20 protein-coding genes are annotated in these 21,641 nt (G+C 65.8%); 12 read left to right on the top strand and 8 right to left on the bottom strand.

Going from position 1 to position 21,641, the window contains the following annotated elements; genetic code table 11:
* Positions 1-72: 72 nt before the first annotated feature.
* Entirely contained in the window at positions 73-1,020 is a 948-nt protein-coding gene (locus FQU96_RS33170) for a GlxA family transcriptional regulator (RefSeq protein ID WP_218574976.1), read from the top strand.
* On the opposite strand, the gene FQU96_RS33175 is transcribed toward FQU96_RS33170, so the two are convergent.
* From FQU96_RS33175 to FQU96_RS33190, 5 genes are all read right to left on the bottom strand, one after another.
* Positions 1,021-4,191, bottom strand: a complete 3,171-nt coding sequence (locus FQU96_RS33175; RefSeq protein WP_146545684.1) for an efflux RND transporter permease subunit — start codon at positions 4,189-4,191, stop codon at positions 1,021-1,023.
* Complete coding sequence (locus tag FQU96_RS33180) at positions 4,188-5,153, bottom strand: efflux RND transporter periplasmic adaptor subunit (RefSeq protein WP_255468694.1); 966 nt, start codon at positions 5,151-5,153, stop codon at positions 4,188-4,190. The genes FQU96_RS33175 and FQU96_RS33180 overlap by 4 nt, the downstream gene beginning before the upstream one ends.
* Positions 5,150-5,305, bottom strand: a complete 156-nt coding sequence (locus FQU96_RS42885) for a hypothetical protein (RefSeq protein ID WP_255468695.1) — start codon at positions 5,303-5,305, stop codon at positions 5,150-5,152. The genes FQU96_RS33180 and FQU96_RS42885 overlap by 4 nt, the downstream gene beginning before the upstream one ends.
* Positions 5,306-5,524: 219 nt before the next feature.
* A complete protein-coding gene (locus FQU96_RS33185) occupies positions 5,525-7,045 on the bottom strand; it encodes a hypothetical protein (RefSeq protein WP_146545685.1) in 1,521 nt (506 codons plus the stop codon).
* A 65-nt stretch (positions 7,046-7,110) separates the two neighbouring features.
* Positions 7,111-8,646, bottom strand: a complete 1,536-nt coding sequence (locus FQU96_RS33190) for a S10 family peptidase (protein WP_146545686.1) — start codon at positions 8,644-8,646, stop codon at positions 7,111-7,113.
* 271 nt (positions 8,647-8,917) lie between these two features.
* Between FQU96_RS33190 and FQU96_RS33195 the strand changes: the two genes are divergently transcribed.
* Complete coding sequence (locus FQU96_RS33195) at positions 8,918-9,472, top strand: peptidoglycan-binding domain-containing protein (protein WP_146545687.1); 555 nt, start codon at positions 8,918-8,920, stop codon at positions 9,470-9,472.
* A 42-nt stretch (positions 9,473-9,514) separates the two neighbouring features.
* On the opposite strand, the gene maiA is transcribed toward FQU96_RS33195, so the two are convergent.
* Positions 9,515-10,171, bottom strand: a complete 657-nt coding sequence (gene maiA, locus FQU96_RS33200; protein WP_255468696.1) for a maleylacetoacetate isomerase — start codon at positions 10,169-10,171, stop codon at positions 9,515-9,517.
* A 151-nt stretch (positions 10,172-10,322) separates the two neighbouring features.
* A complete protein-coding gene (gene hppD, locus FQU96_RS33205; protein WP_218574978.1) occupies positions 10,323-11,417 on the bottom strand; it encodes a 4-hydroxyphenylpyruvate dioxygenase in 1,095 nt (364 codons plus the stop codon).
* A gap of 122 nt (positions 11,418-11,539) precedes the next feature.
* Here hppD and FQU96_RS33210 point away from each other — a divergent pair, with 122 nt between their 5' ends.
* The 7 genes from FQU96_RS33210 (at position 11,540) to hpnK (ending at position 18,374) form a co-directional block, all read left to right on the top strand.
* The gene (locus FQU96_RS33210; protein WP_146545688.1) at positions 11,540-12,013 is read left to right on the top strand and encodes a MarR family winged helix-turn-helix transcriptional regulator; all 474 of its coding nucleotides are present in this window, start codon (positions 11,540-11,542) and stop codon (positions 12,011-12,013) included.
* 274 nt (positions 12,014-12,287) lie between these two features.
* Positions 12,288-12,740, top strand: coding sequence for a type II 3-dehydroquinate dehydratase (gene aroQ, locus FQU96_RS33215; RefSeq protein ID WP_178130859.1), 453 nt, complete (start codon positions 12,288-12,290; stop codon positions 12,738-12,740).
* A 39-nt stretch (positions 12,741-12,779) separates the two neighbouring features.
* On the top strand, positions 12,780-13,238 hold the full coding sequence (accB, locus tag FQU96_RS33220; RefSeq protein WP_146545689.1) for an acetyl-CoA carboxylase biotin carboxyl carrier protein: 459 nt from the start codon (positions 12,780-12,782) through the stop codon (positions 13,236-13,238).
* 55 nt (positions 13,239-13,293) lie between these two features.
* Complete coding sequence (gene accC, locus FQU96_RS33225) at positions 13,294-14,637, top strand: acetyl-CoA carboxylase biotin carboxylase subunit (RefSeq protein WP_146545690.1); 1,344 nt, start codon at positions 13,294-13,296, stop codon at positions 14,635-14,637.
* Between the two features lie 159 nt (positions 14,638-14,796).
* Positions 14,797-15,942 (top strand): bacteriohopanetetrol glucosamine biosynthesis glycosyltransferase HpnI, encoded by a 1,146-nt coding sequence (hpnI, locus tag FQU96_RS33230; protein WP_146545691.1) that lies wholly within the window; start codon positions 14,797-14,799, stop codon positions 15,940-15,942.
* Positions 15,943-15,953: 11 nt separating this feature from the next.
* Positions 15,954-17,381, top strand: a complete 1,428-nt coding sequence (hpnJ, locus tag FQU96_RS33235) for a hopanoid biosynthesis associated radical SAM protein HpnJ (RefSeq protein WP_146545692.1) — start codon at positions 15,954-15,956, stop codon at positions 17,379-17,381.
* A gap of 150 nt (positions 17,382-17,531) precedes the next feature.
* Positions 17,532-18,374, top strand: coding sequence for a hopanoid biosynthesis-associated protein HpnK (gene hpnK / locus FQU96_RS33240; protein ID WP_146545693.1), 843 nt, complete (start codon positions 17,532-17,534; stop codon positions 18,372-18,374).
* 3 nt (positions 18,375-18,377) lie between these two features.
* Here the strand turns inward: hpnK and FQU96_RS33245 are convergent, their stop codons facing one another.
* Positions 18,378-19,322, bottom strand: coding sequence for a LysR substrate-binding domain-containing protein (locus FQU96_RS33245; RefSeq protein WP_146545694.1), 945 nt, complete (start codon positions 19,320-19,322; stop codon positions 18,378-18,380).
* A gap of 188 nt (positions 19,323-19,510) precedes the next feature.
* Here FQU96_RS33245 and FQU96_RS33250 point away from each other — a divergent pair, with 188 nt between their 5' ends.
* The 3 genes from FQU96_RS33250 (at position 19,511) to FQU96_RS33260 (ending at position 21,534) form a co-directional block, all read left to right on the top strand.
* The gene (locus FQU96_RS33250) at positions 19,511-20,155 is read left to right on the top strand and encodes a hydrolase (RefSeq protein WP_146545695.1); all 645 of its coding nucleotides are present in this window, start codon (positions 19,511-19,513) and stop codon (positions 20,153-20,155) included.
* Positions 20,156-20,199: 44 nt separating this feature from the next.
* On the top strand, positions 20,200-20,889 hold the full coding sequence (locus tag FQU96_RS33255; protein WP_146545696.1) for a hydrolase: 690 nt from the start codon (positions 20,200-20,202) through the stop codon (positions 20,887-20,889).
* Between the two features lie 207 nt (positions 20,890-21,096).
* Positions 21,097-21,534 carry a YqaA family protein gene (locus FQU96_RS33260; RefSeq protein ID WP_146545697.1) on the top strand — a complete coding sequence of 146 codons (438 nt, stop codon included), beginning with the start codon at positions 21,097-21,099 and terminating at the stop codon, positions 21,532-21,534.
* Positions 21,535-21,641: the final 107 nt, after the last annotated feature.

Consider the following 21,641-nt stretch of genomic DNA (forward strand, 5'->3'; position numbering starts at 1 on the left):
CCCCTTGTGTAGCCAGGACATGGTTTGGCATAAATGACATACTTTCGCGTTTTCTTGCCAACCGGACCGACCGTGCGCACCGTTGTTTTTCTTGTCTATGAAGGCGCCCAGCTTCTGGATGTGAGCGGCGTGGCGTCCGTCTTTGCCGAAGCGGCGGAGTTCATGCCTGAGCCACCCTACCGGGTCGTGATGGTCTCGGAGGATGGCGGCCCCGTCACAACACGCGGCGGCGTAGCGCTGATGACGCTGCCCCTGGCGACGCTGACGGAAACCGATGTCGACACCGTGCTGGTGCCGGGTGGTCTGCTCCAGGCGCTGGGGCGGCTGATCGCTCGTCCCGCTGTCCAGGACTGGTACAAGGCGACGGCCGCCCGCGCGCGACGCTTCGGCTCAACCTGCACCGGGGCCTTCGCGCTCGCCGCCTGGGGACTTCTCGACGGCAGGCGGGCGGCCACGCACTGGCAGGCGGCCGACGAACTCGCGCGGCGCTTTCCGACCATCGCCGTGGATCCCGAGTCGCTTTTTGTCGAGGACGGGCCGGTATGGACATCAGCGGGCGTGTCGACCGGCATCGACATGGCGCTGGCACTGCTGGAGCGGGACCTCGGGCGCGACACGGCCGTGACAGTGGCCCGCCGTCTGGTGCTGCAGATGCGACGCGCCGGCCATCAGTCGCAGTTCTCTGCCGTGCTGGAGGCGCAAGGCGGTGGCTACGCCGATCTCGTCGCCTGGCTGGGCGATAACCTGAGCGCAGACCTGACGCTGGACGCGCTCGCCGCGCGCGCCGGTCAGGCGCCGCGCACCTTCCATCGCCGCTTCACGGCCGATGTCGGTGCGACGCCAGCGGCCTTCGTCGAGCGGCTGCGCCTGGATCGCGCGCGCACGCTACTGGAGGCCGGCCGCACGCCCAAGCGTGTGGCGATGGCAACAGGCTTCGGTTCGCTCGATCGGCTTGGCCGCGCATTTCGTCGAGCCTATGCGCTGAGCCCGTCGGCCTATCGCGCCCTGCACGCTGGTTGATCAGGTCGAGGACGTCTCCTGCGTTTCGGCGGCCGGCTTGCGTTTGCTGAACAGGCCGGCGGCCAGGCGCGCCTTGGCCTTCTCGCGACCAGCCTGGAATGTCACGTACAGCATCGGGATCACGAAGATACCCAGCAGCGACGCCGCCAGCATGCCGGTGAACACCGGCGTCGACACCGACCGTCGGGCGACCTCCGATGCGCCGCTGCCCCACACCAGCGGCACCAGGCCAAGAATGAAGGCGAACGACGTCATCATCACCGGCCGGAACCGCAGGCGCGATCCCTCGGTCGCCGCCTCCAGCAGCGGCACGCCCTTCTCGCGCTGTTCCTTGGCGAACTCCACGATCAGGATGCCGTTCTTGGCGGCGAGCGCGATCAGCACGACGATGCCGATCTGAGCATAGAGATCCAGCGTCAGGCCAGCGAGGATGATGCCGGCGAAGGCACCGAGGACCGCCACCGTGACCGACAGCAGGACCGGCACCGGGATGGTCCAGCTCTCGTAGAGCCCCACCAGGAACAGGTAGGCGAACAGCACCGCCATCGCCAGGATGGCGCCGACCTGGCCGGATGCGCGTCGCTCCTGGAACGCGATCGACGTCCATTCGTAGCCGTAGCCGGCCGGCAGGTAGCGGTCGGAGAGCCGCTCGACAGCCAGCAGTGCATCACCCGAGCTCACCCCGGGCGCCGGCGTGCCCGAGATGTTGATGCTGCGGAAGTTGTTGTAGCGCGTGATGGTCTGCGGTCCCTGCACCACCCGCAGCTCCGCCAGGCTGCGCATGGGCACCATCTGGCCGCTGGCGTTGCGCACCTGGATGCGGAAGATGTCGTCGATGTCGTCACGGTCCTGCGCCTCGGCCTGCAGCTGCACCTGCCAGGTGCGGCCGAACAGATTGAAGTCGTTGACGTAGAAGCCGCCCAACGTCGACTGCAGCGCCGCGAAGATGTCGTTGATCCTGACGCCCAAGGTCTGTGCCTTGTCGCGATCGACGTCGAGGAAAAGGCTGGGCGCCGTCGGCGAGAAGGTCGAGTTCACCCGTGCCAGCTGCGGATCCTGGTTGGCGGCAACCACAAAGGCGCGCATCACGGCCGCCATGTCGGCGGCATCGCGGCCTTCCAGGTTTTGCAGCTGATACTCGAAGCCGCCACCCGTTCCCAGTCCCGCGATCGGCGGCACGTTGAACGGAAAGGCCACCGCGACCCGCACCGACTGCAATGCGCCAGCCGTCTGGCGGATGGACGCAAAGACGGTATCGGCTGCCGTCTTGCGGTCGGCGAACGGCTTGAGCGTCACGACGAGGAACGCCGCGTTGGACTGTGCCGATCCGTCGATGAAGTTGTAGCCGACGACCGACAGCACGTCCTGCTTGGCCGGCAGGGCATTGACGATCGTCTCGATGTCCTTGACGGCGGCTTCGGTGCGGCCGGTGCTCACGCCGTCGGGCAGCTGGACGTGGATGAAGAACGCGCCCTGGTCCTCTTCCGGCAGGAAGCCGCTGGGAGTCATCCGGGCAGCGAAATACGTCACCGCAGCGAACACCACCGTCGCCACGAGGCTGAAGATGGCCAACCGCACGAGGCGGCCGACGACACGGCCGTAGCCGTCGCGGATGCGATCGATCCAGGTCTGGATGAAGCGGATCGGCGCCGGCTTGGTGCCGCCGTGCTTCAGCAGGACCGAACACAAGGCCGGCGACAGGGTGAGCGCGTTGACCGCCGAGAACAGCATGGCGACGCTGATCGTGACCGCGAACTGGCGGAAGAGCTCGCCCGTAATGCCGGGGATGAACCCGACCGGTACGAACACCGACAACAGCACCAAGGTGATGGCGATGATGGGCGCCGTGATTTCGCCCATCGCCTTCTTGGTCGCCTCGGCCGGCGTCAGCGTGGGCTCTTCCTCCAGCACCCGCTCGACGTTCTCGACCACGACGATGGCATCGTCGACCACGATGCCGATGGCCAGCACCATGGCCAGCAGCGACACGGTGTTGGCGGAATAGCCCATCGCGTTGAGCACGATGAAGGTCGCCACCAGGCTGACGGGCACGGCGATCGTCGGGATCAGGGTGGCGCGCAGGTTGCCCAGGAACAGGAACACGACCAGCACGACCAGGACGAACGCCTCGAACAGCGTATGGATGACGACCTCGATGGTCGCCGTCACGAACAAGGTCGTGTCGTAGATCGGTTTCCACGCCAGGCCTTCGGGAAACCGCCGCTTCAAGCCGTCCATGGTTTCGCGCACCTTGGCGGCGGCCTGCACGGCGTTGGCGCCCGGCGCCAGGTAGGTGCCAATCGCCAATGACGGCCCACCGTCCAGCCGCGTGGTCACGTCCTGTGACTTGGCGCCCAGTTCGATGCGTGCCACGTCGCGCACGCGCAGGAGCGATCCGTCGGCGTTGGCGCGGATGACGATGTTGCCGAATTCCTCGGCCGTCGTCAGTCGGCCCTTGACCTGGATGTTGAGCTGGAACTGCTGGTCGTCGGCAATCGGACGTGCGCCGATACGGCCGGCCGCCGCCTGGGCGTTCTGGCTCTGGATGGCGGTAATGACGTCCGCCGGCGTCAGGTTGAGTCCCGTCAGGCGATCGGTCTCGAACCAGATCCGCATCGCATAGTCGAGTTGGCCGAACACGAAGACATCACCGACACCGGGGACGCGCTTCAGGGCGTCGACGACGTTGATGACGGCATAGTTGCTTACAACCAGCGGATCGAGTTTGCCGCCGGGCGAATAGACGCCGATGAACTGCAGGATGGCGGACGATCGCTTCTGGACCGTCACGCCGGCGCGTTGGACCTCGGACGGCAGCCGCGAGAGCGCGGCCTGCACCCGGTTGTTGACGTTGACGGCGTTGATGTCGGGATTCGTGCCCAGTTCGAAACTGATCGTCAGCGAATAGGAGCCGTCGTTGGCACTCGACGACTTCATGTAGATCATCTGGTCGACACCGACGACCGCCTGCTCGATGACCTGCGCCACCGTCTCCTCGACAACCGATGCCGGTGCGCCGGGGTAGGCGGTACTGACTTGGACCTGCGGCGGCACGATGTCGGGCAGCTGCGAGACCGGGATGCGCGACATCGACAACAAGCCGGCGATGGTCATGACGATCGCGATGACGATCGCCAGCCGTGGCCGGTCGACGAACAGCGCGGCGATCATCGCGGTAGCCGTTCCTGACGAACGGCCGGCGTCACCGGTGCCGCCTGGACCGGCTGACCCGGCCTGATGCGCTGAATGCCCTCGACGACCACCGTCTCGCCCGGCTCGAGGCCGGACTCGATGGCCACGATCTCGGCCGTGCTCTGGCCCAGGCGTACGCGGCGGATCTGTCCGCGCGACTCCTTGTCAACCACGAACACGTACGGCCCCTGCTGATCGACCAGCAGGGCGCTGCGCGGGATGGTGACGACCAATGCAGGCTCCCGGCCCTCAAGCCGCACAGTGACAATCGCCCCGTCAATGAGGTCGCGTTCGTTGCCGCTGCCCTGGCGCTTCATCGGATTGGCAAGCGTCGCCCGCACCAACACCGTATCGGTAGCGCGATCCACCTGGCTGTCGACGAAGTCGATCTTGCCGAGGTGCGGATAGTCCGAGCCGTCGGGCAGCTTGATCCGCACCTGCACGTCGTTCGGCCCGGCGCCGGCGCCCAGGCGGTCCCTGATCGCGAAGCCTTCGCGCACGGAGATCGGAAAGGCAACCCGCATCGGATCCTGGCTCACGATCGTCGCCAGGGCACCGGAATCCGGCCCGACCACGGCGCCGACGGTAAAGATTGATCGGCCGATCTTGCCGGCCAGCGGGGCGCGGATATCCGTGTAGCCGAGATTGATCTCGGCCTGCCGCAGCGCCGCCTGCGCACTCTGGACCTGGGCGTCGGCTTGGCGCTCGGCCGCCTGGGCGTCATCGACGCGCGCCTGTGGTCCCGCCTGCGTGCGCGCCAGTTCCCGGGCGCGGCCCAGCTGGATCTTGGCGTTCTCGAGCGTGGCCTGGGCCGACGCCAGCTCGGCCTTGCGCCGCTCGACATCGGCCTCGAACTGCGCCGGTTCGATGCGAAACAGCGACTGATTCTCCGTGACCTCGGTGCCTTCCTCGAAGGTGCGCGCCTGGAGAAAACCAGTCACCCGGGCGCGAGATCGACCTTGCCGATCGCTTCGATGCGTCCCACGAAATCGAATGACGTCGTGATCGGCCGGCGCTCGGCCTGCACGACGCCAACGACCGGCGCCTGCTGTTGTTGTTGAGCTATCACGGCCACCGGCAACGCGGCGGCCACGCACGCCACCAGCACCGTGCGAACCAATCTACGGCGGCGGGACCCGCGACGCCTCGCCGGCTTCGAGGAATCGTTCAATTCGCCCCTCCCCCGTTGCGCGCGGCAGCTGCCGTTCGGTCAGCAGCATCCTTCGATATCGACAGATTGGCTTATCGTTGTTTCAGTATCAAGCACTGCCCTGGCGGCCATTTCGGTGGACGGGACCTGGCGCGGCCGACGCTACGGTGCATGCGCTCCTGTCAGTCCCAGCCGATCGGCAGCCACCGCGGGATCGGCCAGCAGGCCGAGATCGACACTACCGAGCGCGACAGGTGCGCCCGGTTCCAGCGCGATGGTCAGCGTGCCCGGGCGATCGATGAAGGCCGACACGGCATCCACGACCCGACGCACGCGCGGCGAACCGCCGCCATAGGCATCGGCGCCGTCGCGGATCTGCGCGGCCAGCGCCCGCCGGAACGCATCTTCGGGCTGGCCTGCCGATCGCGATCCATGGGCAATGGCGCGATCGGCCACGCCTTCATCCTTGAACGCAAGCCGGAGCCAGTCGAATGACGCGGTGGCAAGCGACTCCATCAGAGCCTCGGCGCCGTCCGCGCCGGCAGGCGCACTGATGTCGAGGCCCGAAAAAGCGTAGGTCAGGGACAGTGTCCCGGCACCGGGAACCGACAACGCACAGGGCTGCACCGTCCAGTTCTTGCGGCTGTTGTCGGAGTCGCTGGTGCACGCGATCGTGCCCGTCAGTGCCGGATAGCCCAGCGCCGAGAGGATGCGCGCCACCGGCGATTCTGCCTGACCAGGAGTCGCCAGCCGGATTCCATCAGCGTAAAAGCCGACCCGTTCGATCGCGCCGTCGACCGGCCGCGACACCGTCGCACCGACGCGCGCCAGGCTGAAGCCGTGCGCCGCCAACGCCCGACCACCAACGGCCAGCACTTCCCAGCGATCAAACCGCGGCCGTCGCTCGGGATCGGTCGCCGACACCGCACGGCCGGCTGCCATGTCAGGCAACGCCGGCGTCAGGTCAACGCCGGCGATCGTGATTGACCCGATGGTGACAGCGCCCTGCTCCCGCGCGTCATCCTTGTCGATGAACCGCAGGTCATCGACCCGGGCCTCGCCCACGCGGCCCGCATCGATGCCGCGCACCGTCACGCGCGCCGCGCTCGCGCCGCCGGAATCCTTGCGCGCGGCAACACCGCTGACGACGATTTCCGTCGCCCGAATGCCGGGCAGGATGACCCCGACGATCTTGCCGGCATCGTCACTGAAAAGCTGAGCGGTCGGTACCCGCGTGAATTGACGCAGCGCAACGGCACCGGTGGCCACCGTCGACACAGTCGCTTCGCCGTCGGTCGATTCGATCCCGATGTTGCGGGCCTCGATCTGACTGGCGACCTGAGCGAAGTCGCCTTGCCCTCTGCCGTCCTTGTAACGGCCCGGGTTGATGGCATTGTCGAGAGCAAACGGCTGCGGATCGACAACCGATACCGACTCGATCGTCACGCGCTCCGTATCCGGCGCACCTGTCAGTTCGATCTCAGCCACCGTGAGGCGGCGCGCTACCAGATCGAAGCGCACTGCACCGTACTTGAAACCCGTGAACGGCGCCGGCGGCGTGCGCACCCAGGCGTCGAGCAGGGCACGTGCCTCGCGCTCGACCAGGTTCTGCGCAACAGCAATCGCGCTCCAGACCAGCACAGCGATCGCCGACGTACCCACCACGAACCGCCGCCACCGCATCCCGGCCTCCGCCTACTCAGGGACATTCTCACGCCGGATGTCATACACGACCGACAAGCGCCCTTCTATTTCATCAGCGCCTGGACTTCCGCGCGAAACGCCTGGCGGGAGGCGTCGCGAGTATAGAACATGTGGCCGCCGGGATAGACCACGAGCTTGACGCGGTCGGGTGAAGCGTAGGCCGGCAACTGATCAAGCACGATCTTCGAGCCAAAATACGGCGTCGCCAGATCGAACAGGCCATGCGCCACCAGCAGCCTCAGTTTGGGGTCCAAGGCGAGAATCCGCCGCAGGTGACCGACCGACTCGGCCGGATCGATGCCGCGGCCGTAGTTCCAGGCCCGCAATACCGAAGGATTGAACAGGTGGTACGATCCGGTCGGCCGCCAGTTGAGCTTGCGCGTGTAGAGATCGACCGCGGCACTGGTCAACGGTGCCGCGAACGGATCCCCGGACGGATCATCGAACAGAAACCAGCTCGACCCAGGATAGGGGTCGATCCCCGACACCGACGCATCGTAGCGCCCCAGGACACGGCCGCTGCGGCGATCGAATTCACGGCGGAATTCGGCCTGGTCGAAACGACCGGCGAGGCGGCGGCTGACGGCCTGGTCGATCCCCGTCAGGGCCGCGACACGGTCGGCCAGCCGCGTGGTCGCCTCAGCATCGGCCTCGCCCTTGACGAGGTCGACAAGAAATTCAGTCCTGGCGAATTGCTCGACATCGGCCATGTCGGCATGCGTGACAGGCCCCTTCTGCTCGCGCGCGACGGCCGCCATGGTGGGCAGCCGCGCGACATACTGCAGGAGGCTGGATCCGGAAAAGTCGCGAAAGTCGAGTACCGGCGACACGAGGGCCAGGCCCTTCACGCCGACTCCCTGCTCCGTCTCCAGGGTGCGCACCACCCGCGGACCGCGGATGCCGCCATAGCTCTCGCCGACGACGAATTTCGGCGACGTCAGGCGGCCAGCTTTCTCCAGCCAGCGGCGGATGGTTAGCGCCACCGACGCCGCATCGCCGTCGACGGACAAGAACCGGTTGCGCACGGCATCGCCGCTGGCCAGGAACCGGCTGTAGCCGGTGCCGACCGGATCGATGAACACCAGGTCGGTAAAGTCGAGCCAGGTCTCGGCGTTGGGCAACAGGTCGGCCGGCGCTGACGGCACCGCGGCGTCCTTGCCCATGTCCAGGCGCCACGGACCGGCGGCGCCGAACTGGAGCCACGCGGACGCACTGCCCGGCCCGCCGTTGAACAGGAACGTCACCGGGCGGGCGCGCGGATCGCCACCGTCGAGTAGATAAGCGGTGAAGGCGACGTCAGCCTGCGGTTCGCCTTTGTCGTCATAGTGACGAATCGAGCCGGCAGTCGCCGTGAACGACAGCTTTCGATCGGGAAGATCAAGGACGTGCTGCGTCGAGGCATCGGCTGGCAGACGGAGCCGCTCGGCGGCTGCCGGTGCGTCACTGCGTCCATCCGGCGCCGCGGTCTTCCGGCTGGCTGATGGCGGCGGCGCGGCGTCCTGCGCGACGGCGATTGTTGACCAGGCGAGCCCGACACAGAAGGCGACGCACATTGCGCGCGCCGAGTAAGGACCAGCCATCGTTGCCCTGCTCCCCGTAAACCGACGCGTCATGTCCGCGCGTCATCACCCTGCGGTACGCCGCTCTTGGGCGCAAGCGCGCTCTGGGTCATCTCGTTGTGATCATCCGGACGAAGCGCCTCGGAAATCGCAGACGCCGTCAACCTCTGGGTTGACGCGCGGGAACGAGGGGAACCGCACAGTGCAGCAGCGCGCGCAGTGTCGACGGGCCATGTCGCCGAAGATTCCTGTCGTGTGCCGATACCTCTGGCAAGACGAGAGGAAGTGGCTCATGCCCTATGCTCAGCCTGTCACCGGCAATCCGGGCTTCACGGTCATCTACAACGTCGAGCAGGCCGTTGGACTGAACGCGCCCAATGCGCGCGATGACGTGAAGCTGGTGCAATACTTGTTGCGTGGCATCTACCGCGAACAGGCTGCGAGCCTGGCAATGGATGGGTACATCGGCCCCATCACCGTCAGCTGGATCAAGCGGTTCCAGATGGACGCGAAGAGCGCCGGCAACAGCATGCTGGTCGACGGGCGCGTCGATCGCGCACAGGGTTACCGATCCTCCGTCTCCAGGACGGTCTACGCCATCATGCTGATGAACATGTACCTCAAGCGCCACAACCCGGCGGCCTTCTCAAGCCTGCCGGCCACCGTTCCCATCAGCGCCCATCCCCGGCAGAACCCATACAACCCCAAGCCCGAAAGTCCGAAGAAGAAGGTGTGGACGATCTCCACCAGGGACAACAAGCGGTTCACCATCACCTACGACGACGGGAGTGAAGAAACCGTCATCGTGCAGGGCACGATGTTCATTGGCAGCGAGGGATGGGCGTGAGATCGACCTGGGCGTCCTGGCAGCGGGCCGGTACGCCCGCCATCACGGCTCGGCGTCGGGCTGCTGTGAGGGTTGTGCCCGGTCGAAGGCCGGATGCGCCATGCAGGTGTCGAAGATGCGCATCAGAGTCGGGTACTTCGCAAGATCGTTGCCGAAGCGCTTGGCATTGAAGACCTGCGGCACCAGGCACATGTCGGCGATGGTGGGCGTATCGCCATGCGAGAAGCGGCCGGTCTTCGGATGGCCGGCGACGGAGGCCTCGTACGCCGTGAAGCCGACATCGATCCAGTGCCGGGCCCAGGCCTGCTTGCCGGCCTCGTCCTGGCCACACGCTTGGCCCAGGTAGCCCAGGACCCGCAGGTTCTGGATCGGATGGACCTCGCAGGCCGGAATCATGGCGAGCGACCGCACGCGGGCACGGCCAGCCGGATCTTTCGGCAGGATCGGCGGTTCGGGGTGTGTTTCCTCGATGTACTCGAGGATCGCCAGCGACTGCGCCAGTGCCGTGCCATCATCCAGCACCAGGGTCGGCACCAGCTGTTGCGGATTGATGCGGGTGTAGTCCGGCGAGGTCTGTTCCTGGCGCCGCAGGTGGATGAACGCCAGGTCGGGCGTGATGCCCTTGAGATTCATCGCGATGCGCACGCGAAACGCCGCCGACGAACGGAAATAGCCGTAGAACTTCATCGTGCTCCCCATGGCTCACCTCTCCCGCATGCGGGAGAGGTCGACGAGCGCGCCGGCGCTCGGCGGGTGAGGGCCCAAGGACGAGGTCCCTCGTGTGAGATCCCTCACCCTCCCATCGCTGGCGCGATGGGCCCCTCCCTCTCCCGCATGCGGGAGAGGGACGTCAAGCCTTAAGCACGCCGCGGCGGATCTGGTCGAGTTCGATCGACTCGAACAGCGCCCGGAAATTGCCCTCGCCGAAGCCGTCATCGCCCTTGCGCTGGATGATCTCGAAGAAGATCGGACCGATGACCGTGGTGGTGAAGATCTGCAGCAGCCTGCCGCCGTCGGCGGTCGGCGCGCCGTCGATCAGGATGCTGTTGCGCTTCAACCGCTCGACGTCCTCACCATGCTGCGGCAGGCGCTTGTCGATGCCCTCGTAATACGTGTCGAGCGTATCCTGGAACACCACGCCCTGCGCGCGCAGCGCTTCGACAGTGGCGTAGATATCGTCGCTGCCCAGCGCCACGTGCTGGATGCCCTCGCCGTGATAGGCCGACAGATATTCCTGGATCTGTGACTTGTCGTCGGAGCTTTCGTTGATGGGAATGCGGATCTTGCCGCACGGGCTGGTCATCGCTTTCGACTTCAAGCCGGTCAGCTTGCCCTCGATGTCGAAGTATTTGATCTCGCGGAAATTGAACAGCCGTTCGTAGAACGCCGACCACTCGTCCATGCGTCCGCGATGCACGTTGTGGGTGAGGTGGTCGATATAGGTCAGTCCCTGGCCGGCGGGATTGCGCTCGACGCCGGGCAGGAAGTCGAAGTCGACGTCATAGATCGTGCCCTTGGCGCCATAGCGGTCGACCAGGTAGATCAGGCTGTCGCCGATGCCCTTGATGGCCGGGATGTTGAGCTCCATCGGCCCGACCTTGCCCTCGACGCCCCAGGCACCCAGCGACAGGGCCCGCTTGTAGGCATGCGCAGCGTCCTTCACGCGAAAGGCGATGGCGCAGATGCTGGGTCCGTGCACGCGCGCAAAGCCCTGGGCGAAGCTCGCCGGTTCGGCATTGACCACGAAGTTGATGTCGCCCTGGCGGTAGAGCGTCACGTTCTTCGAGCGGTGGCGGGCGACGGCGGCGAAGCCCAGGCTCTCGAACAGTCGGCCCAGCGCCGCCGGATCAGGCGCGGTGTACTCGATGAATTCGAACCCGTCGGTGCCCATCGGGTTGACCGTATCGGTGTCCTTGCGTGCAAGATCGGTGACGCTCGCAGCCATGTCGTCCTCCGGAAGCCGGGCGCCGCAACGGGTTTGACCGGCCGCCCGAATTAGTTTCAAATGAAACTACCAGCCCGCTTAATTGGTTTCAACTGCAACTAACTCATGGAATTGCGGCTCCAATGACCTCCCCCAAGCCCGCAGGCCCGACCCTGGCGCTCGAGCGCTTCCTGCCCTATCGCCTGTCGATCCTCAGCCAGCTCGTCAGCGCCTCGGTCCATGACCAGTATTTCGAGCCCTCGCGGCTTACGATCCCGCAGTGGCGGGTGATGGCCGTCCTGGGCCGCTACGCCCCGCTGTCGGCCAGCGCGGTCTGCGAGCGCACCATCATGGACAAGGTCACCGTCAGCCGCGCCACGGCCGGACTGTTCGACCGCGGCCTGATCGAACGCGCGACCGACGACAGCGACCGTCGCAAGTCGGCACTGCGCCTGTCCACCGCCGGCCGCCGTCTGCACGATCATATCGCGCCCCTGGCGCTGGGGTACGAGGCCCGCCTGCTGAAAGGGCTGACGCCCGGCGAGCGCAAGACCCTGGATATGCTGCTGGACAAGCTGATGGACCATGCCCGCGCACTCCGCGTAACGACGGCCTGAGTCTACTACCTTTCCCCGCTTGCGGGGGAAGGTGCCGGAAGGGCGGATGAGGGATGCCCACGCCAAACATTACCCCTCATCGACGCCCTGGTTCCGTCAAACCATCCCCATCCGGCGCTGCGCGCCACCTTCCCTCGCAAGTGGGGAAGGGTAAAAATCCCCTGCCGATCTCCCAGGCGACGCCACCCCGCATGCCTTGCCGGGCCGAAGCGCCATGCTATAAGGCCAGCGGCGGCTATACACGGCTGTCGGCAGGGAACCTCAAACGGTTGAAATGGCTGGACAAATCAAGCCCGTCCTGATCCTCAACGGGCCCAACCTGAACATGCTCGGCAAGCGTCAGCCGGAAATCTACGGCCGCGAGACGTTGGCCGACGTCGAGGCCGCCTGCCGGACCGAAGCCCAGCGCCTGGGCCTGGAGGTGGAGTGCTTCCAGAGCAACCATGAGGGCGCCCTGGTCGACCGCATCCAGCAGGCGCGCGAGACCAATGCCGCCATCGTGATCAACGCCGGTGCCTATACCCACACCTCGATCGCCATCCTCGATGCGCTCAACGCCGCCGAGCTGCCGGTGATCGAAGTGCACCTGTCCAACATCCATCGCCGCGAGCCGTTTCGCCACCACTCCTACGTCAGCCAGGTGGCGATCGGCATGATCGCCGGCCTGGGCAGTCAGGGCTACCTGTTCGCCTTGCAGGCGCTGGCGCGCCGGCTGATCCCTTCCTGAAAACAACCTGGCCACTTCCCCCCTCGAAGGAACCAACACATGTCGAAGAACCAGGACGATCTCGACCTCGTGCGCAAGCTGGCCGGAATGCTGAGCGAGACCGGGCTGAGCGAGATCGAATACGAGGTCAACAACCGCCGCATCCGGGTGTCGCGGACGATCACCCAGGTCGCGGCACCGATGATGCTGCCCGGCGCGGCGATCGGCGCCGCCCTGCCAGGTGCGGCGGCATCCGCTGCCGCGGCTGCCGACGACAGCAACCATCCTGGCGCCGTGAAGTCGCCGATGGTCGGCACGGCCTACCTGGCGCCGGAGCCGGGCAAGCCGGCCTTTGTCGCGGTCGGCGACAAGGTGGCGGCTGGACAGACTCTGCTGATCATCGAGGCCATGAAGACCTTCAACCCGATCAAGGCGACGAAAGCCGGCACCGTCACCAAGGTGGTTGTCGAGAACGCGCAGCCCGTCGAGTTCGGCCAGGTCCTGATGGTCGTGGAGTGATCGGAATGGCGCCGGCCGCCCAGTCCGTCCGCTAGCCCGCTCCGGAGACGATCGCATGTTCGACAAGGTGTTGATCGCCAACCGCGGCGAGATCGCGCTGCGCATCCACCGTGCCTGCCACGAGATGGGTATCCAAACGGTCGCGATCCACTCGACCGCCGATAACGACGCCATGCATGTGCGCCTGGCCGACGAATCGGTGTGCATCGGGCCGCCGCCGGCGAAGGACAGTTACCTCAACATCCCGGCAATCCTGTCGGCGGCCACCATCACGGGCGCCGATGCGATCCATCCTGGCTACGGCTTCCTGTCGGAGAACGCCCGCTTCGCCGAACTGGTCGAGGAGCACGGCTTCACCTTCATTGGCCCCACGCCCGAGCACATCCGCATGATGGGCGACAAGATCGTCGCCAAGCAGACGGCGGCCAAGCTCGGCCTGCCGCTGGTGCCGGGATCGCCCGGACCGGTCGACAACCTCGACGAGATCAAGGCGCTGGGCCAGGAGATTGGTTATCCGGTGCTGATCAAGGCGGTCGCGGGCGGCGGCGGCCGCGGCATGAAGGTGATCGACAGCGAAGCGCAGGCCGAGGAAGCCTTCACCCTGGCGCGCCAGGAAGCCACGGCCGCGTTCGGCAATGGCGCCGTCTATGTCGAGAAGTATCTCGGTAAGCCGCGCCACATCGAGATCCAGATCCTGGCCGACACGCACGGCAACGTGGTGCATCTGGGCGAGCGTGACTGCTCCCTGCAACGCCGCCACCAGAAGGTGCTGGAGGAGACGCCCTCGCCGGCGCTCAACCGGGAAATGCGCGAGCGCATCGGCGGCCTGGCGGCCGATGCGATCCGCGAGATGGGCTACCGCGGCGTGGGCACTCTGGAATTCCTGTTCCAGGACGGCGAGTTCTATTTCATCGAGATGAACACGCGCCTGCAGGTCGAGCATCCGATCACCGAGGCCATCACCGGCATCGACCTGGTGCGTGAGCAGATCCGGGTCGCCACCGGCGGGACCCTGGCCTTCACCCAGGCCGACATCAAGTTCGCCGGCCACGCGATCGAGTGCCGCATCAACGCCGAGAATCCTGAGACCTTCGTGCCCTCGCCCGGCCGGGTCACCGACTATCATCCCCCCGGCGGCCTGGGTGTGCGGGTCGATTCGGCTCTCTACGCCGGCTATCGCATGCCGCCCTACTACGACAGCCTGGTCGCCAAGCTCATCGTCGCCGGCACCAACCGCAACGAGTGCCTGATGCGCCTGCGCCGCGCGCTCGAGGAATACGTCGTCGGCGGCATCGACACCACGATCCCGCTGCACCAGCGCCTGATCGCGCAGCCTGATTTCGTCAACGGCGACTACAACATCCACTGGCTCGAACGGCTGGTGGGGCTGAAGAAGTAGTCCGCAGGGGCGGGCGAGAGGCAACGACCGTCCTGGTGACGGGTCGGACCGCGCCGCTCCAGCGGCGCCTCATGGCGCGCATCGACAAGAGCGCCGCTGGAGCGGCGCGGTCCGACCCGTCACCAGCACCACCGGTCGACGGACACGAGGAACGGCACGTTGTCGCTCGTCACCGCTTACGTCGGCTGGATCGTCATGGCACTGGCGCTGTGCGGTGGCATCTACACCGTGGCGACAGCGCTCCTTGCCAGCCGCCTCTTACGCCGTGCACCTGATCCCGCACCGACACCGCTGCCCGCCGTCACGGTCCTGAAACCCCTGCACGGCGCAGAGCCAGGACTGGAAGCGGCACTGGCCAGCGTCCTGACCCAGGCCTACGGCGCGCCGGTGCAACTGGTCCTGGGGCTGCACGCCGCCGATGATCCGGCTCATGCGGTCGCACAACAGATCAGGAACCGCTTCCCTGACCGTGACATCACGATCGTGGTTGATCCGCGCGTGCACGGCTCGAACCTCAAGATCTCCAACGTCATCAACATGATGCCGCACGCCAGGCACGATGTGCTGGTGCTGGCCGACAGCGACATCACGGCGGGCCCAGGCTGGCTGCAGGCTGTGGTCAGCGGCCTGCACCGCCCCGGCGTGGGCGCGGCCTCGTGTCTCTACATAGGCCAGGGGTTGACCAATGCCTGGTCGCAACTCGCTGCGATGGATGTCAGCTACCGGTTTCTGCCCAACGCGATCTTCGGCATCGCCAGTGGGCTCGCCCATCCCTGCTTCGGATCCACGATCGCGCTCACCCGCGACACGTTGTCCACCATCGGCGGCTTTGGGGCGTTCGCCGACTTCCTCGCCGACGATTTCGAGATCGGCCGGGCGGTCCGTGCCAAGGGCCTTACCGTGTATTACCCCGCCCTGACAGTGAGCCACGGCAGCACGGAAACCACCGTCGGCGCGGTGATCCGCCAGGAACTGCGCTGGGCCCGCACCATCCGGACCATCGATCCAGCCGGGCACTGGGGCAGTACGCTAACCCACGCCTTGCCGCTGGGCCTGGTGGGCGCCCTTCTCCTGACATTTTCCCCTGCTGCTTGTGTGGTTTTGGCGCTCATTGTGATCGCGCGGCTTTTCTTGAAGCGTCGGCTGGACCATATAGTCGGCGCGAGCGCCGGCCCGCTCTGGTTCCTGCCGGTGCGGGATGTGTTATCGTTCGGGTTGTTCATGGTGTCCCTGTTCGGGCGCACGGTGGACTGGCGCGGCAAACGACTCCGCATCGGCAAAAGCGGGGCGATGTCGTCATCATAGGAATGCAGGCAATGCGAACCCTCTTTCTCCAGGCCCCCTCTTTCGACGGTTTCGACGGCGGCGCCGGTTCGCGCTACCAGGCCCGGCGCGAGGTCAAATCCTTCTGGTACCCGGTGTGGCTGGCTCAGCCGGCGGCGCTGGTCGAGAATTCCAAGCTGATCGACGCGCCCTCGCACGGCACCACGCTGGATGAAGTCCTGGCCCAGGTGAAGGACTTCGACCACGTTGTGATCCACACGTCGGCCCCCTCGTTCTCGTCCGACGCGAAGGTCGCGGCGGCCCTGAAGGCCAAGAAGCCCGACCTGCTGATCGGCATGATCGGCGCCAGGGTGGCGGTCAATCCGGAAGGGTCGCTGCGCGACGGGGCGCAGATCGACTACGTCGCGCGCAACGAGTTCGACTACACCATCAAGGATGTTGCCGATGGCATCCCGCTGAAGGACATCACCGGCATCAGCTATCGCAACGACCAGGGCGTCATCGTGCACAACGCCGAGCGCGCCATGATCGAGAACATGGACGCGCTGCCGTTCGTGACACCGGTCTACAAGCGCGACCTCGAAATCGAGAAGTACTACAACGGCTATCTGCGGCATCCCTACCTGTCGCTGCACACCGGCCGCGGCTGCAAGTCGCGCTGCACCTTCTGCCTGTGGCCGCAGACCATCGGCGGCCATCGCTACCGCACGCGCAGCATCGAGCGCGTGATGGAAGAGATCCGCTATGCGCGCGAAGCCCTGCCCCAGGTGAAGGAGTTCTTCTTCGACGACGACACCTTCACCGACAACGCGCCGCGCACCGAAGCGATTGCGCGCGAGATGGGCAAGCTGGGTCTCACCTGGTCGTGCAATGCCAAGGCCAACGTCTCGCGCAAGACGCTCGAGATCATGAAGGACAACGGCCTGCGCCTGCTGCTGGTGGGCTATGAGTCGGGCAACCAGCAGATCCTGCACAACGTCAAGAAGGGCATGCGGGTGGATGTGGCCGAGCGGTTCACGCGGGACTGCCACGAACTCGGCGTCCTGATCCACGGCACCTTCATTCTCGGCCTGCCGGGCGAGAGCACGGACACGATCCGGGAGACCATCGAGTTCGCCAAGCGCGCCAACCCGCACACCATCCAGGTATCACTGGCGGCGCCCTATCCCGGCACTTTCCTGCACAAGCAGGCGACGGAGAACGGCTGGCTCGACGAGGCCAACGCTGAGTTGGTGGACGAGCACGGCATCCAGATCGCGCCGCTGCACTATCCGCACCTGTCGCACAAGCAGATGTTCGACTCGGTCGAGCACTTCTATCGGCAGTTCTATTTCCGCCCCAGCAAGATCGCCTCGATCGTGGGCGAGATGATGCGCTCGACCGACGCCATGAAGCGCCGCCTGCGCGAGGGCGTCGAGTTCTTCCGCTTCCTGCGCGAACGCCGCGACCAGGTGGTGTGATCCCTCCGGTGTCATCCTGAGCGAAGCGAAGGATCTTTTATACCGTCGCTTCGCACGGGAGAGTTCACTGAAGCGCAATGCGTCATCGGTAGGCCCGTGCGATAGGCCCGCTCAAGAGATCCTTCGCTTCGCTCAGGATGACAATTGGGGATGAAACACCTCATCGTCACCGCTGACGACTTCGGCGCCGCGCGCGAGGTCAACGACGCCGTCGAGCACGCCCATCGCCACGGCATCCTGACCGCGGCCAGCCTGATGGTCGCTGCGCCGGCTGCCGCCGATGCGGTGGCGCGCGCCAAGGCAATGCCGTCGCTGCGCGTGGGGTTGCACCTGGTGCTGGTCGAGGGCCGCCCCACCCTGCTGCCCGACGCGATTCCCGACCTGGTCGATGCGACAGGCCATTTCCGTACCGACATGGCGCGCGCGGGCGCCGCGATGTTCTTCCGGCCCACGGTGCGCCGCCAGCTCGATGCCGAGATCGCAGCCCAGTTCGAGGCGTTTGCCGCCACAGGGCTGCCGCTCGATCACGTCAACACCCACAAGCATTTCCACCTGCACCCCACCATCGCCGGATCGATTCTGCGCATCGGCACGGCCTTCGGCATGCGCGCGATGCGGGTGCCGCTGGAGCCGCGCGCCGTACTCGCCGCCGCCGAACCCGGCGCGTCGACGCCGCCCGCCGTCATCACATGGCCCTGGGCTGCTTTGTTGCGTCGGCGGTTGCGCAACGCCGGCCAGCGCGTTCCCGATGCCGTGTTCGGCCTGGCGTGGTCCGGCGCCATGACCCCCGCACGCATGCGCGGCCTGCTCGCGCACCTGCCCGATGGATTGTCCGAGATCTATCTCCACCCCGCTACCTCAGGCGGCTTTGAAGGCGCGGCGCCAGGCTATCGCTACAAGGAAGAGCTTGACGCTCTCAGCGACCGCGAGGTCGTGAGTGCGGCACGCCATGACCAGATACGCCTCGGCGGCTTTGCGGATTTTCTCGCCTAGTATCTATTCGGCGGCTTCTCTGCGAGCAGGTTGCCGAACGCGCGACTGGCTTCGGTACGGCTCGCAGTCGTCGGAGAGAAAGTCGAGCAGCGCCCGGATCGACGGCAAGAGTCCGCGACGTGAGGGGAAGATCGCACACACGGTGTCGGCACGCGGCCGCCAGTACGGCAGAACATCGACCAGCCGGCCAGCCTCGATATCAGCTTTGACCAGCAGGATCGGCAACTGCACGATACCGATGCCCTGCAGTGCCGCTTCACGCAGCGCCGACAGATCGTCGCTGACCAGCCGCGGGATATGCGGCACGAGCGCCGCGCGGCCGTCGGCATGCTCGAGGCACCATTTGTGATCATCCTGCGACATGCCGAAGGCCAGGCTCGGCAGATCCGAGAGATCCTTCGGCTCGACGGGTTCGAGCATGCCGTTCAACAGAGTCGGGCTGCTCACCAGGCACTGCGGATTCTCGCCCAGCTTGCGCATCATCAGACCACCCTGCTCCGGCAGCGAGCTGCCGACGCGGATGGCGAGATCGTAGCCCTCGGCGATGATATCGACACGGCGATTGAAGGCCTTGAGGTGGACTTGAACGCGCGGATGCTCAACCATGAAGCGCGCGATCAGATCGCCGAAGTGATAGTTCAGCAATCCCGGCGGGCACGTCATCTTGATCACGCCCTGCGGCTCCGACCGCACGGCGTCGATGACACCCTGGGCGGCTTCGGCGCCGGCCAGCATGGCAACGCACTGTCGGTAGTATTCCTGGCCGATCTCCGTCACCGAAAAGCTGCGGCTTGATCGCTGGATCAACCGCACGCCCAGCCGCTCCTCGAGCAGGTTGATGCGCCGGCTGAGCTTGGATTTCTGCATGCCCAGCGCTCGACCGGCGGGCGCGAAGCCGCCATGGTCGACCACGTGAACGAAGTAAACGAGGTCGTTCAGGTCCCGCATGGTCCTATGGATAGGACGCAGAGTGTCATTTGGCAATCTTCAGGCATCAGCGTCCGAGGCTTACTGTCTGTCCCGCGTCGCAAGACGCCTCACGGCCGTAGCGTCAATTCAACCACCGCCCCGCCACCGCGCTGGCCGGCAGCGCTTGGATTCCGGTTGGGCGGACATCCAACAAGAGGAACAGGACCATGACCAGCGAAGCCATCCGCGATCCCGTCAAGGATCACCTGCTCACGCCGCAAAACGCCGCCTTCATCATCATCGACTACCAGCCGGTCCAAGTGAACTCGATCGCCTCGATGGATCGCCAGTTGCTGGTGAACAACATCGTCGGCGCCAGCAAGGCGGCGGTCGCCTACGGCCTGCCGATCGTCCACTCGACGGTGAACGTGAAGACCGGGCTCAACAAGCCGCCGATTCCGGCGATCCAGAAGGCGCTGAAGGGATATCCGACCATCGATCGCACGACGATCAACTCATGGGAGGATGTCGAGTTCCGCCAGGCCGTCGAGAAGACCAGTCGCAAGAAGCTGATCATGACGGCGCTGTGGACGGAGGCATGTTTGACCTTCCCGGCACTCGATGCGCTGAAGGAAGGCTACGAAGTCTTTGTCGTCGTCGACGCCGTGGGCGGCACCTCGGTCGCGGCCCACGAAGCAGCGCTGCGGCGCATCGAACAGGCTGGCGCCCAGATGATCAGCGTGCCGCAGCTTTTCTGCGAACTGCAACGCGACTGGGCGCGCCAGGCAACGGTGCCGGCCTTCATGAACCTCTTCATCGAGACAGGCGGCACCGCCGGCCTGCAGTTCTCCTACGACCGCGCCGAGTCGTGATCGACCGGATGATGGCTCCAACACCAAGCAGAGGGAGAAAGGCTATGGCTGCCTTCCCGAACGTCGCCAATTTCAATGGCGCCGCGCCGATGATCGATGCCAAGGATGCGGCAATGCTCCTGATCGACCATCAGAGCGGCCTGTTCCAGACCGTCAAGGACATGCCGATGACGGAGCTGCGCGCCAACGCCATCACCTTGGCCAAGGTGGCGACCCTGGCCAAGATCCCGGTCATCACCACGGCCTCGGTGCCGCAGGGCCCCAACGGCCCGCTGATTCCCGAGATCCACAAGTTCGCGCCGCACGCCCAGTACATCGCGCGCAAAGGCCAGATCAACGCCTGGGACAACCCGGATTTCGTCGCCGCGGTCGAGGCCACGGGCAAGCGCACGCTGATCATCGCCGGCACCATTACCAGCGTCTGCATGGCGTTTCCCAGCATCAGCGCCGTCGCGGCCGGCTACAAGGTCTTCGCAGTGGTCGACGCATCTGGCACCTACTCCAAGATGGCGCAGGAGATCACGCTGGCGCGCATCGTGCAGGCGGGTGTCGTGCCCATCGACACCGCCGCCGTGTGCTCGGAGATCCAGCAGACCTGGAGCCGGCCGGATGCCGCGCAGTGGGCCGAGGCCTACGCCACCGTGTTCCCGCCCTACCAGCTGCTGATCGAGAGCTACGCCAAGGCGCAGGAAGTCGTGACCAAGCACGAGATCCTGGACTCGCAGCGCACATGAGACGGGGTGGGCATGGCACCCACGCGTGAGGCCATGCCCATCAGCCGAGGAGCTGTCCGCTTTCGGCATGGACAATAGGTGCTGCGACCCGCTAATCGCCGTGCGATTGCACAATGAAGGCCGGGACGACACCGTCATGTTACAGCGCGCCGCCAACCGCATACGCGGCCGCCCTTCCCCCGGGCCGTGCCCGGGCGACGTCGCCGGATGACTGACCTTGCCGTCTACGCCGGACTTTTCATCGCCGCGCTCGCCGCCGCCACGATCCTGCCAATGCAGTCGGAGGCCGTGCTCGCGGGCCTTCTCCTCACCGACGCCCATTCGCCAATCCTGCTCATCGCCGTGGCGAGTTTCGGCAACGTACTCGGCTCAACCATCAACTGGATGCTAGGGCGCGGGCTTGAGCGTTTCCGCGATCGGGCGTGGTTTCCCGTTAAACCCGTGGCGCTGGCACGCGCCCAGCACTGGTACCGGCGCTACGGCAGGTGGTCTCTGCTGCTCAGCTGGGTGCCGATCATTGGCGATCCTCTCACCGTCGTTGCCGGCGTCCTGCGCGAACCGCTCCCGGTGTTTCTGCTCCTGGTCACCGTGGCCAAGTCTGGACGGTACATCGTCCTGGCGGCCATCGTGCTGGGCTGGGTGTGACGGGCGTCCATCAAATTTTTCATTTTGAGATTATTTGAATTGATCTTCCAATAGGAACATTATATCAGGTGCGATGACCGCGAAGGCCCCGGGCTGGACAGTTCGAC

Source organism: Reyranella sp. CPCC 100927 (genome assembly GCF_007859315.1).
Classification (GTDB): domain Bacteria; phylum Pseudomonadota; class Alphaproteobacteria; order Reyranellales; family Reyranellaceae; genus Vineibacter.

Coding starts and splice junctions, on each gene's coding strand:
- FQU96_RS33175 (WP_146545684.1), bottom strand. CDS start 4,191: ATGATCGCCGCGCTGTTCGTCGACCGGCCACGGCTGGCGATCGTCATC.
- FQU96_RS33185 (WP_146545685.1), bottom strand. CDS start 7,045: ATGCGGTGGCGGCGGTTCGTGGTGGGTACGTCGGCGATCGCTGTGCTG.
- FQU96_RS33190 (WP_146545686.1), bottom strand. CDS start 8,646: ATGGCTGGTCCTTACTCGGCGCGCGCAATGTGCGTCGCCTTCTGTGTC.
- FQU96_RS33195 (WP_146545687.1), top strand. CDS start 8,918: ATGCCCTATGCTCAGCCTGTCACCGGCAATCCGGGCTTCACGGTCATC.
- maiA (WP_255468696.1), bottom strand. CDS start 10,171: ATGGGGAGCACGATGAAGTTCTACGGCTATTTCCGTTCGTCGGCGGCG.
- hppD (WP_218574978.1), bottom strand. CDS start 11,417: ATGGCTGCGAGCGTCACCGATCTTGCACGCAAGGACACCGATACGGTC.
- FQU96_RS33210 (WP_146545688.1), top strand. CDS start 11,540: ATGACCTCCCCCAAGCCCGCAGGCCCGACCCTGGCGCTCGAGCGCTTC.
- aroQ (WP_178130859.1), top strand. CDS start 12,288: ATGGCTGGACAAATCAAGCCCGTCCTGATCCTCAACGGGCCCAACCTG.
- accB (WP_146545689.1), top strand. CDS start 12,780: ATGTCGAAGAACCAGGACGATCTCGACCTCGTGCGCAAGCTGGCCGGA.
- accC (WP_146545690.1), top strand. CDS start 13,294: ATGTTCGACAAGGTGTTGATCGCCAACCGCGGCGAGATCGCGCTGCGC.
- hpnJ (WP_146545692.1), top strand. CDS start 15,954: ATGCGAACCCTCTTTCTCCAGGCCCCCTCTTTCGACGGTTTCGACGGC.
- hpnK (WP_146545693.1), top strand. CDS start 17,532: ATGAAACACCTCATCGTCACCGCTGACGACTTCGGCGCCGCGCGCGAG.
- FQU96_RS33245 (WP_146545694.1), bottom strand. CDS start 19,322: ATGCGGGACCTGAACGACCTCGTTTACTTCGTTCACGTGGTCGACCAT.
- FQU96_RS33250 (WP_146545695.1), top strand. CDS start 19,511: ATGACCAGCGAAGCCATCCGCGATCCCGTCAAGGATCACCTGCTCACG.
- FQU96_RS33255 (WP_146545696.1), top strand. CDS start 20,200: ATGGCTGCCTTCCCGAACGTCGCCAATTTCAATGGCGCCGCGCCGATG.
- FQU96_RS33260 (WP_146545697.1), top strand. CDS start 21,097: ATGACTGACCTTGCCGTCTACGCCGGACTTTTCATCGCCGCGCTCGCC.